Origin of the sequence: Geodermatophilus marinus (assembly GCF_003428645.1) — a bacterium.
Taxonomy (GTDB): Bacteria; Actinomycetota; Actinomycetes; order Mycobacteriales; family Geodermatophilaceae; genus Geodermatophilus.
The window spans coordinates 1-13,790 of the sequence record NZ_QVQH01000048.1; the positions used below are offsets into that span (position 1 = coordinate 1).

A 13,790-nucleotide genomic window follows, 5' to 3' on the forward strand; every position below is an offset into this window, starting at 1 on the left:
TGCCGGCCTCGAGCGCGGCGATGGCGATCTCGGCGTGGGTGTCGCCCGGCGTGCAGACGTCGACGAGGTCGACGTCGTCGCGCTCGAGCAGGCGCCGCCAGTCGGTCTCGGTGGCCGCCCAGCCCAGCCGGGCGGCGGCCTCGGCCACGCGGCCGGGGTCGCGGCCGGCCAGGACGGCGAGCTCCGGGCGGAGGGGGAGGTCGAAGAAGTGGGGGGCGGTGCGCCACGCGTGGGAGTGGGCGGCGCCCATGAAGGCGTGGCCGATCAGCCCGACGCCGAGGGTCGGGTGTCCGGGGGAAGTCATGCGGGAACTCCTCGAGGAGAGGGGACGCGGGATCAGGCAGCGAGCGTGAGCCGCTTGCTGTCGCGGCCCCCTCCCGGCACAGGCATGTACGAGATGCGGAGACGCACCGCCACCGCGACGTCGTGCTCTCCGGGCGCGAGCGGCTCGTCGGTCTCGAAGGCGAGCTGGGCTCGCTCGCCCATCTCCCAGCGGTCGTCGGTCGTCCCCGGCAGCTGGTCGAAGGTGTAGGTGTTGTGGTGCACCGTGAAGGTGGTCCGCGACGGCGGGACGGGACGGCCGTCCAGCACCAGGTCGACGGCCTCCACCATGGACAGCGCCAGTCCGCGGTAGTACGGCATCCGGACCTCGACGACGCCGCCGGTGCGGCCGTCGTCCAGGGGACGGAACCCCTCCTCGCAGACGATGTACTGGTCGAACATCAGGCGTCCTCTCCGGTGGTCTCGCCGAGCAGGCGGGCGAACATGGCGTGCTGGCGGCGGACCTGCTCGACGCTGTCCACGGGGAAGGCGTCCTGGATGTGCCGGTTGCCCTCGTACTCGCTGGACAGGTAGCCGTCGAAGCCGCCCTCGACGAGCACCGGGACGATCCGGTCGTAGGGGATCGAGTACTCGATCTCGTCGTCGGTCATCTCGTAGAACTTCGCCTGGATGTGCCCGATGAGGGGCATGTGCTCGAGCATCGACTTCGGCTCGGTCCAGATGTAGTGCGTCGCCTGCCGTGCCAGCCCGAAGTCGACCGGACCGCCGCCGCGGTAGTTGACGACGTCCATTAGGGCGTGGGTGTCGCCGTGCTCGTCGTAGGTGCGCACGATCAGATCGACCAGCTCGGGCTTGGCGCCGTCGCGCAGCGCCCGCTCGCTGACCACCCGGGGGAAGCGCTCCACGAACGTGCCCATGTCCGGCATGAGGCCGAGAGCCGGCGAACCGGTGCGGTGCATGACCTCGAGGTGCTGGAGGATCCACGGGTGCTGGTAGTGGAACGGCGCGTGCACCTCCAGCAGCAAGCGGACGCCGGCGTCCTCGGCGTAGGGCGCCGCGGACTCCATCACCTCGGGCGGGGTGTTGATGATTGCGCGGACCACCGAGACACCCAGCCTGACGGCGATGTCGATGTCGCGGTGGAAGGAGGCGACCTGCTCGTCCAGGGTCAGCCACCGGTCGCGGTGACGCTTGGTGTCGAGGAAGAGGTCGGTGGCGACCGGTGTCGTCCCGTACCGCTCCATCCAGCTGAACCACGAGTCGACGAACTCGTCGTCCACCCGGGGTAAGCCGGGGATCATCTGCTCGGGGATGATTTCGATCCCCCGGGCACCGAAGGCAGCCGCCTCGCGGATGCAGTCCTCGACGGAAAGGGTGCGCAGGAAGTACTCCTCCTGAAAGGAGTAGAGGCTGACGCCCCGCTTGATGCTGTGGGCCGGTGCTGTCACGGGGTCCTCTCAGACGGCCGCCGCGGCCGGCCGCGGCGAGGTCGGGCCGATGGCCTGTCCCGTGGACAGGTCGAAGAAGTGCAGGGCGGCCGGCTGGACGGCGAACTCGGCACGGGCGCGCTCGCGCACAGCGGAGGACCCGGGTAGCCGCGCCTGGAGCGCCGTTCCGCCGGCGAGGCTGCGCAGGTCGCCCGACGCGCCGGGGTCCATGTCCTCCGCGATCTCCATGATCGCGTCGGTGACCACTGGCTCCGCGTCGAGCCGCAGGCGGACGAGCTTCTCCGGCGGCAGGTTCTCGACGAGCTCGACGTCGGCGACCAGCCGCACCGCGTCGGGAGCAGCGGTGGCGGGATCACGCAGCGCCTCCGGGCGGAGCCCCAGGGCGACCGGGGTGGCATTGGCGCCGGCGAGCTGTGGGTAGGCGTCGAGGAGCCCGGCGGGGAGCGGCAAGCGCTGCGACCCGAGGATGAGCTCGTGGCCGTCCGCCGTGCGGACGACCGTCGCGCTCATGACGTTCATCGGCGGGGAGCCGATGAACTCGGCCACGAACAGGTTGGCCGGCTGGTCGTAGAGCTCGTCGGGCGTGCCGAGCTGCTGGAGCACCCCCTTGCGCAGCACGGCGATCCGGTCGCCCATCGTCATGGCCTCGACCTGATCGTGGGTGACGTAGAGGGTGGTGACCCCGTACTGGCGCTGCAGACTGCGGATCTCCGCGCGCATCTGCCCCCGCAGCTTGGCGTCCAGGTTTGACAGGGGCTCGTCCATGAGGAAGGCCTGCGGCTGGCGCACGATGGCCCGTCCCATCGCGACGCGCTGCCGCTGACCACCCGAGAGCGCCTTGGGCTTGCGGTGTAGGAGATCGGACAGCCCCAGGGCCTCCGCCGCCCGTTCGACGCGCTCGGTCACCTCGGCCTTGGCCACCCCCGAGCACTGCAGCGGGAAGGCGATGTTCTCGCGCACGGTCATGTGCGGGTAGAGGGCATAGCTCTGGAAGACCATCGCGATGTCCCGCTGGGAGGGGTGGACCTCGTTGACCACCCGGTCACCGACGAGCAGGCGGCCGTCGGAGATCTCCTCGAGGCCCGCGGCCATGCGCAACGCCGTCGTCTTGCCGCAGCCCGAGGGCCCGACCAGGACGAGGAACTCGCCGTCGGCGATGGCGATGTCGAGTTCGGAAACCGCCTGCGTCCCGTCCGGGTACCGCTTGGTGACGTGGTCGAACGTGATCGATGCCATGACTACTCCTCAGTCGATGGTGTTTCGCGACGGGCGTGCGGAATGGGTGCGGAAGTCGACCCAGCCGGGCAGCTCCCACGGCCGGACCAGCGCCTCGCGGAGGGCTGCGGCCAGGTCGGCGGTGTCGGGCAACGGGGAACTGCGACCGTCCGGGCGGCTGTAGAGCCGGCAGGTGAGCGCCGGCGGCGCCGCGGTCGAGAACAGGTCCCTGCCGCCCACCGCGAACGTCGGGGAGCCGGGGAACCCCAGCCGCTGCGCCTCGTCACGGGTACGCACCTCGCGCTCGACCACAGCCACCTCGTCGCGCCCCAGGTCAGCGAGGACCTCGCGCAGCACGTGGGCAGCCCGGTCGCGCGTGGGGCAACCAGCCCACCAGCGGAGCTCCACCCGCCACTTGATCGAGCACCCGGCCGGTGACGTAATCGGCCTGGCCACCTCGCGCTCGGCCAGCACGTCCTCGAGCGCGTCCCGCAGCCAGCGGGCGCGCTGCCCGGGATCGTCGTGGTCGCCGTCCGGCGCGCCGTGGTACCGCACCGTGCCGTGCCGGTCGATCACGAAGACCTCGGGCGTGGCCGTCGCGCCGTAGGCACGGGCGACGACCTGCTCGGCGTCCCGCAGGAAAGGCCCCGCCACCTCACCGGCCGCGACCCGCTGCCGCATCCCCTCCACGGAGTCCTCGGGGTGGTCGGACTCGTCGTTGCTGGTCACCTGCAGGACGGCGACGCCCCGCGTGCCGTAGTCCCGGACGACCTCCTGGACCCGGTCGTGCCAGGCACGGGCGTAGGGGCAGCCGTTGGCCGTGAAGACGACGACCGTCGCGTCATGACCGGCAGCGTCGAGACGGACGATTGCGCCGTCCGTACCGGGCAACGCGAGCGGTGGGGCGGTGTCACCGACGGTGAGTCGGCTCATCGGACGGTCCCTTCGATCTGGGCGGTCGCGCGCTGCACGAGCGGCACGCCGGGCGCCTGCTGGATGTAGGGGATGCGCACGGCGAGGGCGAGCCCGACCTGGTGGGTCACCCCGAAGGCGGCGGGCACGTCGAGCGCCACGTCGAGCGCATCGCGCAGGTCCCACCAGGCGGCGGACCCGACGGCGTCGGCGAGCGGGCCGGTGAAACCGCCGGTCGAGACCGAACGCAGAGGTGCCCGAGCACCGTCGACGGTCACCTCCACCGCTTCCAGGCAGGAGACCGGCAACGACCGGTACCAGGGCAGGTGGACGGCAAGGTGCAGGCGGCCGGCTCGGACCGAGACCGCATCGGAGTGCAGGATGCCCTCGGTCATCGTCATGCCGTCGCCGCCGTCCGGTCACCGGCCAGTTCGGCCAGCAGCGCGACGTGCGCCACCGAGACGGCCATCGCGTCCGCCTCGTCGCGCTCGAGCAGCTCGTGGCCGCCCCACTCGCTCAGGACGGCGCCCTGGTAGCCGACCGCGGACAGCGCTCGCAGCCACTCTCCGTGCGGGCCGCGGACGGCCTCGACGTCCGTGTCCCAGAGTTTGGCGTGCGCATGCCGGACGAGCGGCAGGAGTTCGGACCACTCCCCCGGCGCCGTCCGGCCGCACCGGCCGAGCACCCCGGCGACCAACGGGACCAGCTCTGCTTCGCGGGGGTGCCCCGCGACCACCGCCAGCGCGGCTCCGATGCGCGGGCCGATCGGTCCGTCCTGGTCCCACGCCTCGTGCACCGCGCGGACCCCCGGTGCCGGGAGACCCAGCCGGCGCAGCGCCGTACCGAGGGCCGCCGGGAGGGCGGGCGTGGTCAGGCTGAAGTCGATTGTCAGGCCGAGGAAGGGACTCCCGGTCCGCTGCTGGAGGTCCGCGAGCTCGACCACGGCGGGAGCGTCGGGTGAGGTCGCGCCCTGGACCTCGAAGGTGAGGACGACGCCAATCCGCTCCGCTTCGGCTGCGATCCGGTGCAGCAGCTGCGGCTCCATCCCCAGCGTCGCGCGCACCGTCGGGAAACCGAGCCGGGCGGCGGCCGCCAGTTGGGGGGCGACGTCGTCGAAGGCCTGCTCCACCGTCCTCGGTCGGCCCGGATGCCGAAAGAGGTCGGTGTACACCCCCAGCGCGACCGGCACGAGATCCAGCCGCTCGACGGCGCCACGGAAGGCGCGCTCGTCCTCCGTCGCAACCGTGGGGAAGCCGCGCCAGGCCTGGTGGCCGATGAGCTCGACCGCCGGGCCGCACCCGGCAGCAGCCACCTGCTCCAGCAGTCCGACCGCGTCGGCCCCTTCCCGCCACTGCGGGGTCAGCGAGAACAGCGTCATCCCGAGCTGCGTCATGTCAGGCGCCGACCTCGATCCAGCGACCGGTTCGGTACGCCTCGACCAGCGGGACGACGCGCGCGCAGCGGCCGAGGGTGCGGTCGTGCACCGTGCCGGTGGACCCGCGGCCGGCCATGCCGGCACCGACGTCGTCGGCCATGGGAAGGAACTCCTCGCGAGGCTGGTGGCCGCGGCCACGGAAGGTGGGTGGTGGGCAGACCGGTGGACGAGCCGACCCGACGGCCTGAGCGGGACGGGTGCGGGGATCGCGCGCCGAAGGCGGCGAGGGCCTACTTGATGCCGCCGGCGAAGCCCTGGATGAACCGCTTCTGCGCGAAGAGGTAGAAGGCCAGGATGGGCACCATCGAGATGATCACGATGGCGAAGATCTTGTTCCAGGCCGAGACCAGCGAGCCGACGTAGTAGTACATCGACACCGGCAGCGTCTGGTTGTCCGAGCCGCCGAGGAAGATCAACGCGGTGAAGAAGTCGTTCCAGACGATGAGCCCGGTGAGGATCGCGACCGTTCCGGTCGCCGGGGCCATCAGCGGCAGGACGACACGGAGGAAGACCCGGCCGGGACCGGCCCCGTCCAGCGCCGCGGCCTCCTCGTAGTCGCGGGGCAGGTTGCGGAAGAACCCGGCGTAGAGGAACACCGCCAGCGGCATCAAGGTGCCGACGTACAGCAGCACCATCCCCCACACCGAACCGACCAGCCCCAGCTGCCGGGCACCGATGTAGAGCGGCACCAGGCCCAGCTGCGTGGGCAGCAGGATGGCGATGAGGAACAGGTAGAAGGTGACGCTGCCCCATCGGGCGGTGCTGCGGGCCAGCACGTAGGCGGCGAGCGATCCGAAGGCGACCAATCCGGCGATGCTGCCGACAGTGATCAGGATGCTGTGCACCAGTGCCATCAGGATGTTGTTGTCGCCGCCGCTGGAGAGCACCTCGACGAAGTTCTCGAAGGTCGGCCGGCCAGGCGGCTCCGACGTTCCCGTGCTCAGCAGCTCCTCGTCGGGCTTGAGCGCGGTGATGACGAGGAAGTAGAACGGGAGCAGGGTCAGCAAGGCGACGAGCCAGACGAACCCCTCGCGCAGGGCCGTCATCTTCGTGTAGCGGAACATGATCCGGGCCCCTTACGAACGGTCCTTGGTGGCCGCCTGCTGGAGGACGGCGAAGACGAGCATGATCAGGGTCAGCAGGAGAGCCAGGGCCGCGCCGAAACCGAAGTTGCTCAACGCGAAGGTCTCTTTGTAGACCTGCGTGGCCAGGGTCTCGGTGGCGCCGGCGGGACCGCCGCCGGTCAGCGCCATGACCTGGTCGAAGACGCGTAGGCCCTGGAGGAGCATGAGCGTCGAGGCGATCGCAACCGACGGCCGGATCGACGGCAGGGTGATGTGCCGGAATCGTCGCCAGTTACCGGCGCCGTCCAATGCAGCCGCTTCCTCGATCTCCGTCGGCACGGTGGCCAGGCCGGCGAGGTAGATGACCATCACCATGCCGGTGGTCTGCCAGGCCATGACGACCAGCACCGCCCACAGCGCCAGGTTCGCGTCCGCCAGCCACAGTTGCGGCTCCATGCCGACCCAGCCCAGGACGCCGTTGAGCGGGCCGTTGAAGTCGAAGATGAATTTCCAGACGTAGGACACCGCCAGCGGGCTCAGGACCACCGGCATGAAGAACAGCACGCGGAGCAGGTAGCGGGTCTTCAGCGTGCGGTTGAGCGCGAGCGCCAGGACCAGTCCTACGACGTTGGTCGCAATGAGGAAGCCGAAGGCGAGGAACAGGGTGTTCGTCAGCGACCCGATCATCGCGGGATCCGCAAAGATGCGCCGGAAGTTCTCCAGGCCGATGAAGTTGAAGTCGCCGACCCCCGACCAATCGGTGAAGGCGTAGAGGGCGCCGCCGGCGGTGGCCAGGTAGTGGATCAGCACGACCATCAGGACGGCGGGGAGCGCCCACCACCACCGGCCGTGCGAGATGAGCGGGCGGGCCCGCCGGGAGCGGAATAGCCTTCCGCCCCCGGCGCCCGCTGCCGCCCCCCGGACGACGGGACTCGTGTCCTGCGGTGTTCCCGTGGTTGCAGTCATCATTCGTCCCTCGTGTCGATCCGGCAGCGGCTGTGCCGTTACTGGCTGTAGGCCTCGTCCATGGCCTCGAGCACGGACTGGACATCGCCCTGGCCGGTCAGCAGCCCCTGGGCTCCGGTGGCCAGAGCGCCATAGACACTCGGATTCGGCCAGCCCTGGTTGGGCAGGGGCGCATAGTCGCCTGACTCGAGCAGGTCCCGCACCGGCTCGTACGTGGGGTTGAGGTTTTCGCCGGGCCCGGTGATCGGGACGCCACCCTGGACCTCGGTGACGCGCTCGGCGTTCTCGGACATCCAGTTCAGGAAGTCGAGAGCAGCCTCCTTCTGGGCCTCCTCGGCGTCGGCGTTGATGCTCAACACGTAGTTGGGGCTCGCGAGCAGGTACGGGTCGCCGTCGGCCGGCGGGAAGGCCCGGGTGTCGAGCTCGAGTCCCGGCGTGGCGTTGGCCAGCTCGTTGGCGGCGGTACCGGGCAGGAACGCGCTCAGCGAGGTGCCCTGCGTGATGCCCTGGGTGATGCCGTCGAAGCCGGCACCGGGCGCACCCGGCTGGAAGCAGCCGGCCTCGTTCATCTCGACGATCGTCTCGAGCGTGTCCTGCCAGCCCTCGCTCTCCGCGAAGGAGGCGTCTCCTGCGGCCAGCTGGTCGTTGAAGTCCGGGGTCTCCGCGTACACGCGGGTCGCCGAGATCGCCATCGCCATGAGCCCCGGGTTGGGCGGCACGGCGCCGGCGATCACGGCCATGGACTTTCCCTGGTCGGCCAGCGACTGGCAGGCCTCCAGATAAGCGTCGAAGTCCTCGGGGTACTCGACTCCCGCCTCCTCAGCGGCGCCGACGTTCCACGTCACGCCGACCGGGATGAGGCTGGTCGGCTGCGCGTAGATCTCCCCGTCGATCCCAAACTGGGACTCGCTGCCTTCCGGGACGAGCGAGGCAGCCTCCTCGCCGAGGGGCTCCAGGTACCCAGCCTCGGCCAGCGGGATCACCGAGCTCGACTGGCCTGAGCCGGGGGCGAACATCATGAGGGTCGGCGCGTTCCCGCCCTGCAGCTGGGTCCGCATCGTCAACCCGTAGCTGTCCGGCGGCAGCGGGTTCGTCTCGATCTCGACGCCGATCTCCTCGGAGTACTCCTCGGCGAGGATCAGCCAGGGGTTCTCGGCACCACCGCTGGCGTTCTCGAAGGCAAAGGTGAAGCTGTCGGCGGCGCCGCCGGAGCCGGACGCGGAGGCGTTGTCGTCACCCCCGCCACACGCCGCGAGCGTCAGCGCGCCGAGGGCGGGCGCGGCGGCGAGGACGCCGAGACGGCGGAGCCTCCCGTGGCCTTGCTGGGTCATGTAGCTCCCCTTCGGACGAGCCCGGGAGACCGGGGATCGAGGGATGGTGGGCGGCGATTCGCCGCGCGTGATGGCAACCACATACTTCTGCCTTTCAACGGACGAAGTCAACGGGTCGGGGGCATAACACCGTCGATACAGCGCATCCACGCGATCGATACCGGTTGTGCGCGAACCGGCCGTCGACGTCAGGCGGCAGCTGGGGTGGCCATGGCGAGTTCCGGTCGGCCGGCCGGACTCCCCTCCCGCAGCCAGGAGGTGAGGCAGTCGCGGGCGAACAGGGCATCGAGCACGAGGTGCACCGCCCCGACCAGGCCCGCCGACTCCCCGAGCAGCGACGGTTCGATGCGCAGCGTCCGCGTGGCCAGCGGCAGCGACCGGCGGTACACCGATTCCCGGATCGCGGCCAGGACGTGGTCCCCTGCTGCGACCACCCCGCCTCCCAGGACGACCAGGCCGGGATTGTAGAAGCTGATCAGCGTGGCCAGGGTGCCGCCGATGAGGCGCCCAGCCCGAGCCAGGAGCAGCCTGGCCGCCACGTCCCCCCGGTCGGCGGCCCTGGTGACATCGGCGGCCGTCAGCCCGCCCGTCGCCGCCAACATCTCGGCCATGACCGGGCTGTCCCCGCACGCGGCCAGGCGCTGCCCCTCCCTGGCCAGGGCTGCACCCCCGGCCAGCGCCTCCAGACACCCCCTGTTTCCGCAGCGGCAGACGACCGCCTCCGCCTCCGCGACGGCCACGTGCCCGATGTCGCCCGCGCAGCCGTTGACCCCCCGGTGCAACCGCCCACCGGACACGAGGCCGGCCCCTATCCCCGTCCCGACCTTGGCGACGAGCACGTCTCCGCTGGCGGCAGCCTGCGGGTTGGTCCGCAACTCGGCCAGCGCCAGGAGATTCACGTCGTTGTCGACCCAGACCGCCGCCTCGAACCGTCGCGCCATGCGTTCGCGTATGGGGTAGCCGTCCCAGCCCGGCATGATCGGCGGCGCCACCGGGCGTCCGGTCGCGAACTCGACCGGCCCTGGGACACCGACTCCCACCCCCCACAGGGGCCTGGAGCCGGGGAACCCGTCGGCCAATTGCTCGATCAACTGCTCGACGCGACCGAGCACGACCTCGGGCCCGTCAGCGACGTCGACCGCCTCCGTCGCATGCGCCTTGACCGCCCCGGAGAGGTCGGCGAGCCCGACGACCATCCCCGTCGCACCGATGTCGGCGCCGGCCACGATCCCGGCCTCGGTGCGGAACCTCAGTCGCCGGGGGGCGCGCCCACCGGTCGACGGGGCGAGCCCGTCGGAGGTCATCAGTCCAGCTGCCGCTAGCTCACGGACGCGTTGGGCGACGAAGCTACGCCCCTGGCCTATCCGCTGCGCCACCTGCGCCTGGGTGATGCCGTCCGGCGCGGAGCGCACAGCATTGAGCACGGCGACCAGTCCGTCGACCCGCTCAGCCGGCACGGTCCGGCCCCCATGCAGCCTGCTCACATCCGGTCACGGACGGATGCTACCTATTTCCTCCGGGCAACGGCAGAAGTAAGGACGTACCCGGCGGAAGCGTCAAGCCGTCAGGCCGGCGCCCTCGCCCGGTGCGGCCTCCGGGCGCGCCCGGAGGCGTGCGTCGAGGACGCTCGGCAGGTTTCCCGGCTCGAAGAGCCTGGCGAGCGCGAACTCGACCGCTCCAGTGACGCCGGCGACCTCCTGGTCCACCGCCGAGGGCTCGATCCGCAGGTCGCGGGTGGCCGCGGGCATCGCCCGCCGGTAGATCTCCTCGCGGATCGCCGCGAGCACGTGGGCTCGGGCGCGGGCGATACCCCCGCCGATCACCACCAGGTCCGGATCGAAGACGTTGACCAGCGTGGCGAGGCTGGCACCGAGGACGACAGCGGCCCGGTGCAGCAACGCCCGGGCCGCCGGGTCGCCCCGGCCCGCCGCCGCGGTCACGTCGCCCGGCCGGATGCGGCCGGTACGGGTGAGGACCTCCGCCAGGACCGGGCTCTCGCCCGACTCCGCGAGCCGGCGCCCGTCACGGGCGAGGGCCGCACCGCCCGCGACGGCCTCCAGGCACCCGAGGTTGCCGCAGCCGCAGACGACTCCCTCCACACCCGGCACCGGCATGTGGTCGATCGCCCCGGCGAGCCCGTGCGCGCCACGGTGCAGCTGACCGCCGACCACGACGGCGGCGCCGATGCCGTACCCGCCGCCCATGTAGACCAGGTTTCGGGACGCCGCCGCAAGGGGGTTGACCCGCCGCTCACCGAGCGCGGACAGGTTCACCCGGTCGTCCATCCAAGCCGGCGCCCCGAAGGCCGACGCCATCCGCTGCACCGTCGGGTGACGGCTCCACTCGGGCATCGTCGGCATGGTCGCCGCCGCCCCACCGTCGTAGGCGACCGGGCCGGGCATGCCGAGACCGATGGCCCACAGCTCACCGCCGGTGCCGGTCTCCTCGACGATGGCGCGCGCCATGCGTTCCACGATGCCGATCACGATGTCCGGGCCGTCGGTGACGTCGATCTCCTCCTGCCGCGTCGCCTGGAGATCGCCGGCCAGGTCGGCGACCGCGACGACGACCTCGTTGGTCGCGATGTCGGCGCCGAGGACGCGACCGGCGTCGGCGCGCAGTCCCAGTCGGCGAGGAGCCCGGCCCCCGGTGGACGGCCCGAGCCCCCGGGAGACGACGAGCCCGGCCTCCTCCAGTTCCGCCACCCGCTGCGCCACCACGCTGCGCCCCAGACCCACCCGCTCGACCAGTATCGGCTGGGTGACGCCGTCCTCGCGGCGGATGGCGTCCAGCACGGCGGCCAGTCCGGGGTATCGATCGCTCGGCATGCTCCGTCCCTCACCTGTCGGGTACCGGTGCATCCTCTCCCGACACCCCGCCGGCCGCCCCATACCCGGGCCCCGGCTACCCCGGATCGAGGAGCACCGGCCCCCCGGCGGAGGGGCTGCGCTGCCGGGTGCTGCGACTCGGCGAGGGCCGACGAGGTCCGGTCTTGGCCCAGGCGACCAGGCGTCCGGCGTAGCCGCCGCCGGCCCAGATGTTGGGGCCGGTGGCGACCTTCGCCCGCAGGGCGGTCAGCACCCGAACCGCGCCGTCGCGGTCCTGAATCCCGATGATGGTGACTACCACGGCCACCGGGCCGGATGCGTGTTCACGATCACTCATGACTGCTGTTCCGCTCACGAGGTCCAAGACTTCCCCACCGCCGTCATTCGTCTCGCCACCGGCGGCCTCTCCTCGGTGAGCTCTCGCCACCCGAGCCGTGGGTATCAGGCAGACAGGCTCCCGGCGGGCAGGCCGCAAACGGCCTCCAGCCGCCGGCACGTCACCTCGCTCGGCCGGCTCCTCCCCACCTCCCAGCTGCGCACCGCCTGCCCCGACCTGCCCAGCACGCGCCCGAGTTCCACCTTGGTCATCCCGGCGGCCATCCGCGCCACCCGTATCGCCTCTGGGAGATCGGCGGCACGCCACGGTGCTCCATCCGGCAGGTCGGGGAGCTCGATGCCACAGGCGGCCAGCAGCTGCTCCGGCGGTCGCCGGTAGGCCGTGGCCATCCGCCGGGCGACGGCGACCGGCGGCACCCGCGCCCCCGCCTCGTAGCGGGCGAGCGTGCCGAGGGCGATCCGCAGATGAGCCGCCGCCTCGCGCTGGGTCATGCCCGCCTGCCTCCGGAGCCGCCGCAGCGGCCGCGGATCGACGGCGGGAACCGCCCGGGGCCGCGCGGCCAGCCGGGCGACCTCGACGTCCAGCACGCGCGCGAGCTCCTCCGCAACACCGGGGGACACGCGCACACCAGCGGTCTCCCACATCGCCAGGGTCGTGGGTGCGACCTCGACCAGTCCGGCCAGCGTTCGCTGGGTGAACCCTCGCTGCCGCCGCACGAGCCCCAGCGACGGCAATGGCTCACCGTCCAGGCGGGCCGGTGGGTGATCGGCGAACAATGCCTCGACCTCGTGGAACTGCAGGCCGAGAGCCGCGCCGAGCGCCGGCCAGTACTGCCGGGCCGGTCGTCGTCCTCCGTTCTCCCACAGGGAGACGTTCGGCCGGCTCACGTGCACCGCCCGGGCCAGCTGGGTCATCGTCAACCCCGCCGTGAGGCGCGCTGCCGTGAGCGTCGCCGGACGACACCGCCCACGGGTGTGGCGGCCGGGCCGGCCGCCCTGCTCGCCGACGTCGCGGACGGACGGCGGGAGGGCGCACTCCCGGGCGGGTGCCCCGAGCGTCGCGGTCATCGTCCTCGGATGGCGGCGCTGGTCACCTCCCGGCCGTTCAGCGGGCGGCGACCAGGTCGGTGGCCTGCGGGACGACGGTGTTCAGGTCGCCCACGACGCCGAAGTCGGCGAGCTCGAAGATCGGCGCCTCGGGGTCCTTGTTGACCGCGACGATGGTCTTCGAGGTCTGCATGCCGGCCCGGTGCTGGATGGCCCCGGAGATGCCCACGGCGATGTAGAGCTGCGGGGAGACGGTCTTGCCGGTCTGGCCCACCTGGAAGGTGTGCGGGTAGAACCCGGAGTCCACCGCCGCCCGCGACGCCCCGACGGCCGCGCCGAGGGAGTCGGCCAGGCCCTCGATGACCGAGAAGTTCTCCGCCGAGGCGACGCCGCGCCCGCCGGAGACCACGATGGCGGCCTCGGTGAGCTCCGGGCGGGAGGACTTCTGCTCCACCACCCGGTCGAGCACCTTGGTCTGCTTCGCGGCGTCCGAGAGCGAGACGGCGACCTGCTCCTCCTCGGCCGCGGCCGGGGCGGGCTCCGGGGTGACCGAGTTGCCGCGCACCGTGTAGATCGGCGTGCCGGTGGTGACCTTGGAGTGCACGATCGTCGCGCCGGCGAAGGCGACCTGGGTCGCGGTGCCATCAGGAGCGATCTCGGTGACGTCGGTCAGGAACCCGCTGCCGGTCTTGATGGCCAGCCGGCCGGCGACCTCCTTGCCCTCCGGGGAGGAGGGGATGACGACCGCGGCCGGCTGCTTGTCGGCGACCAGCTGGGCCAGCACCTCGGCCTTGGGGGTGACCAGGTAGGAGTCGACCTCCTCGGACTCGGCCACGTAGACCTTCGCCGCGCCGTACTCGGCCAGGGCGTCCTTCACCGCCGCGGCCGTGCCGGGGGCGCCGACGACGACCGCCGACACCTCACCG

Annotated in this window: 16 protein-coding genes; all 16 read right to left on the bottom strand. The window is 71.9% G+C overall.

What is annotated here, in order from left to right; translation table 11 throughout:
• The coding region (locus D0Z06_RS24640; protein WP_158580083.1) for a Gfo/Idh/MocA family oxidoreductase at positions 1 to 304 on the bottom strand (304 nt) is incomplete at its 3' end.
• A gap of 32 nt (positions 305 to 336) precedes the next feature.
• The gene (locus D0Z06_RS24645) at positions 337 to 723 is read right to left on the bottom strand and encodes a C-glycoside deglycosidase beta subunit domain-containing protein (RefSeq protein ID WP_117380188.1); all 387 of its coding nucleotides are present in this window, start codon (positions 721 to 723) and stop codon (positions 337 to 339) included.
• Positions 723 to 1,730, bottom strand: a complete 1,008-nt coding sequence (locus D0Z06_RS24650; RefSeq protein ID WP_117380189.1) for a sugar phosphate isomerase/epimerase family protein — start codon at positions 1,728 to 1,730, stop codon at positions 723 to 725. Before D0Z06_RS24650 ends, D0Z06_RS24645 begins: the two co-directional genes overlap by 1 nt.
• Positions 1,731 to 1,739: 9 nt before the next feature.
• A complete protein-coding gene (locus tag D0Z06_RS24655) occupies positions 1,740 to 2,966 on the bottom strand; it encodes an ABC transporter ATP-binding protein (RefSeq protein ID WP_117380190.1) in 1,227 nt (408 codons plus the stop codon).
• Between the two features lie 9 nt (positions 2,967 to 2,975).
• The gene (locus D0Z06_RS24660; protein ID WP_117380191.1) at positions 2,976 to 3,878 is read right to left on the bottom strand and encodes a thioredoxin family protein; all 903 of its coding nucleotides are present in this window, start codon (positions 3,876 to 3,878) and stop codon (positions 2,976 to 2,978) included.
• Complete coding sequence (locus D0Z06_RS24665) at positions 3,875 to 4,258, bottom strand: hypothetical protein (RefSeq protein WP_158580084.1); 384 nt, start codon at positions 4,256 to 4,258, stop codon at positions 3,875 to 3,877. The genes D0Z06_RS24660 and D0Z06_RS24665 overlap by 4 nt, the downstream gene beginning before the upstream one ends.
• Positions 4,255 to 5,250, bottom strand: a complete 996-nt coding sequence (locus D0Z06_RS24670; protein WP_117380193.1) for an apurinic/apyrimidinic endonuclease family protein — start codon at positions 5,248 to 5,250, stop codon at positions 4,255 to 4,257. The genes D0Z06_RS24665 and D0Z06_RS24670 overlap by 4 nt, the downstream gene beginning before the upstream one ends.
• A 1-nt stretch (position 5,251) precedes the next feature.
• Positions 5,252 to 5,392 carry a hypothetical protein gene (locus D0Z06_RS25580; RefSeq protein WP_158580085.1) on the bottom strand — a complete coding sequence of 47 codons (141 nt, stop codon included), beginning with the start codon at positions 5,390 to 5,392 and terminating at the stop codon, positions 5,252 to 5,254.
• A 130-nt stretch (positions 5,393 to 5,522) separates the two neighbouring features.
• Positions 5,523 to 6,356 (bottom strand): carbohydrate ABC transporter permease, encoded by an 834-nt coding sequence (locus tag D0Z06_RS24675; protein WP_117380194.1) that lies wholly within the window; start codon positions 6,354 to 6,356, stop codon positions 5,523 to 5,525.
• 12 nt (positions 6,357 to 6,368) lie between these two features.
• Positions 6,369 to 7,166 carry a carbohydrate ABC transporter permease gene (locus D0Z06_RS24680; RefSeq protein WP_199522530.1) on the bottom strand — a complete coding sequence of 266 codons (798 nt, stop codon included), beginning with the start codon at positions 7,164 to 7,166 and terminating at the stop codon, positions 6,369 to 6,371.
• A 194-nt stretch (positions 7,167 to 7,360) separates the two neighbouring features.
• Entirely contained in the window at positions 7,361 to 8,653 is a 1,293-nt protein-coding gene (locus D0Z06_RS24685; RefSeq protein ID WP_117380195.1) for an ABC transporter substrate-binding protein, read from the bottom strand.
• A gap of 188 nt (positions 8,654 to 8,841) precedes the next feature.
• On the bottom strand, positions 8,842 to 9,957 hold the full coding sequence (locus D0Z06_RS24690) for an ROK family protein (RefSeq protein ID WP_199522531.1): 1,116 nt from the start codon (positions 9,955 to 9,957) through the stop codon (positions 8,842 to 8,844).
• A 252-nt stretch (positions 9,958 to 10,209) separates the two neighbouring features.
• Positions 10,210 to 11,481, bottom strand: coding sequence for an ROK family transcriptional regulator (locus tag D0Z06_RS24695; RefSeq protein WP_158580086.1), 1,272 nt, complete (start codon positions 11,479 to 11,481; stop codon positions 10,210 to 10,212).
• A 76-nt stretch (positions 11,482 to 11,557) separates the two neighbouring features.
• On the bottom strand, positions 11,558 to 11,788 hold the full coding sequence (locus D0Z06_RS25155) for a hypothetical protein (protein WP_147332129.1): 231 nt from the start codon (positions 11,786 to 11,788) through the stop codon (positions 11,558 to 11,560).
• 134 nt (positions 11,789 to 11,922) lie between these two features.
• A complete protein-coding gene (locus D0Z06_RS24700; RefSeq protein ID WP_117380197.1) occupies positions 11,923 to 12,885 on the bottom strand; it encodes a helix-turn-helix domain-containing protein in 963 nt (320 codons plus the stop codon).
• 37 nt (positions 12,886 to 12,922) lie between these two features.
• The coding region (locus tag D0Z06_RS24705; protein WP_147332130.1) for an electron transfer flavoprotein subunit alpha/FixB family protein at positions 12,923 to 13,790 on the bottom strand (868 nt) is incomplete at its 5' end.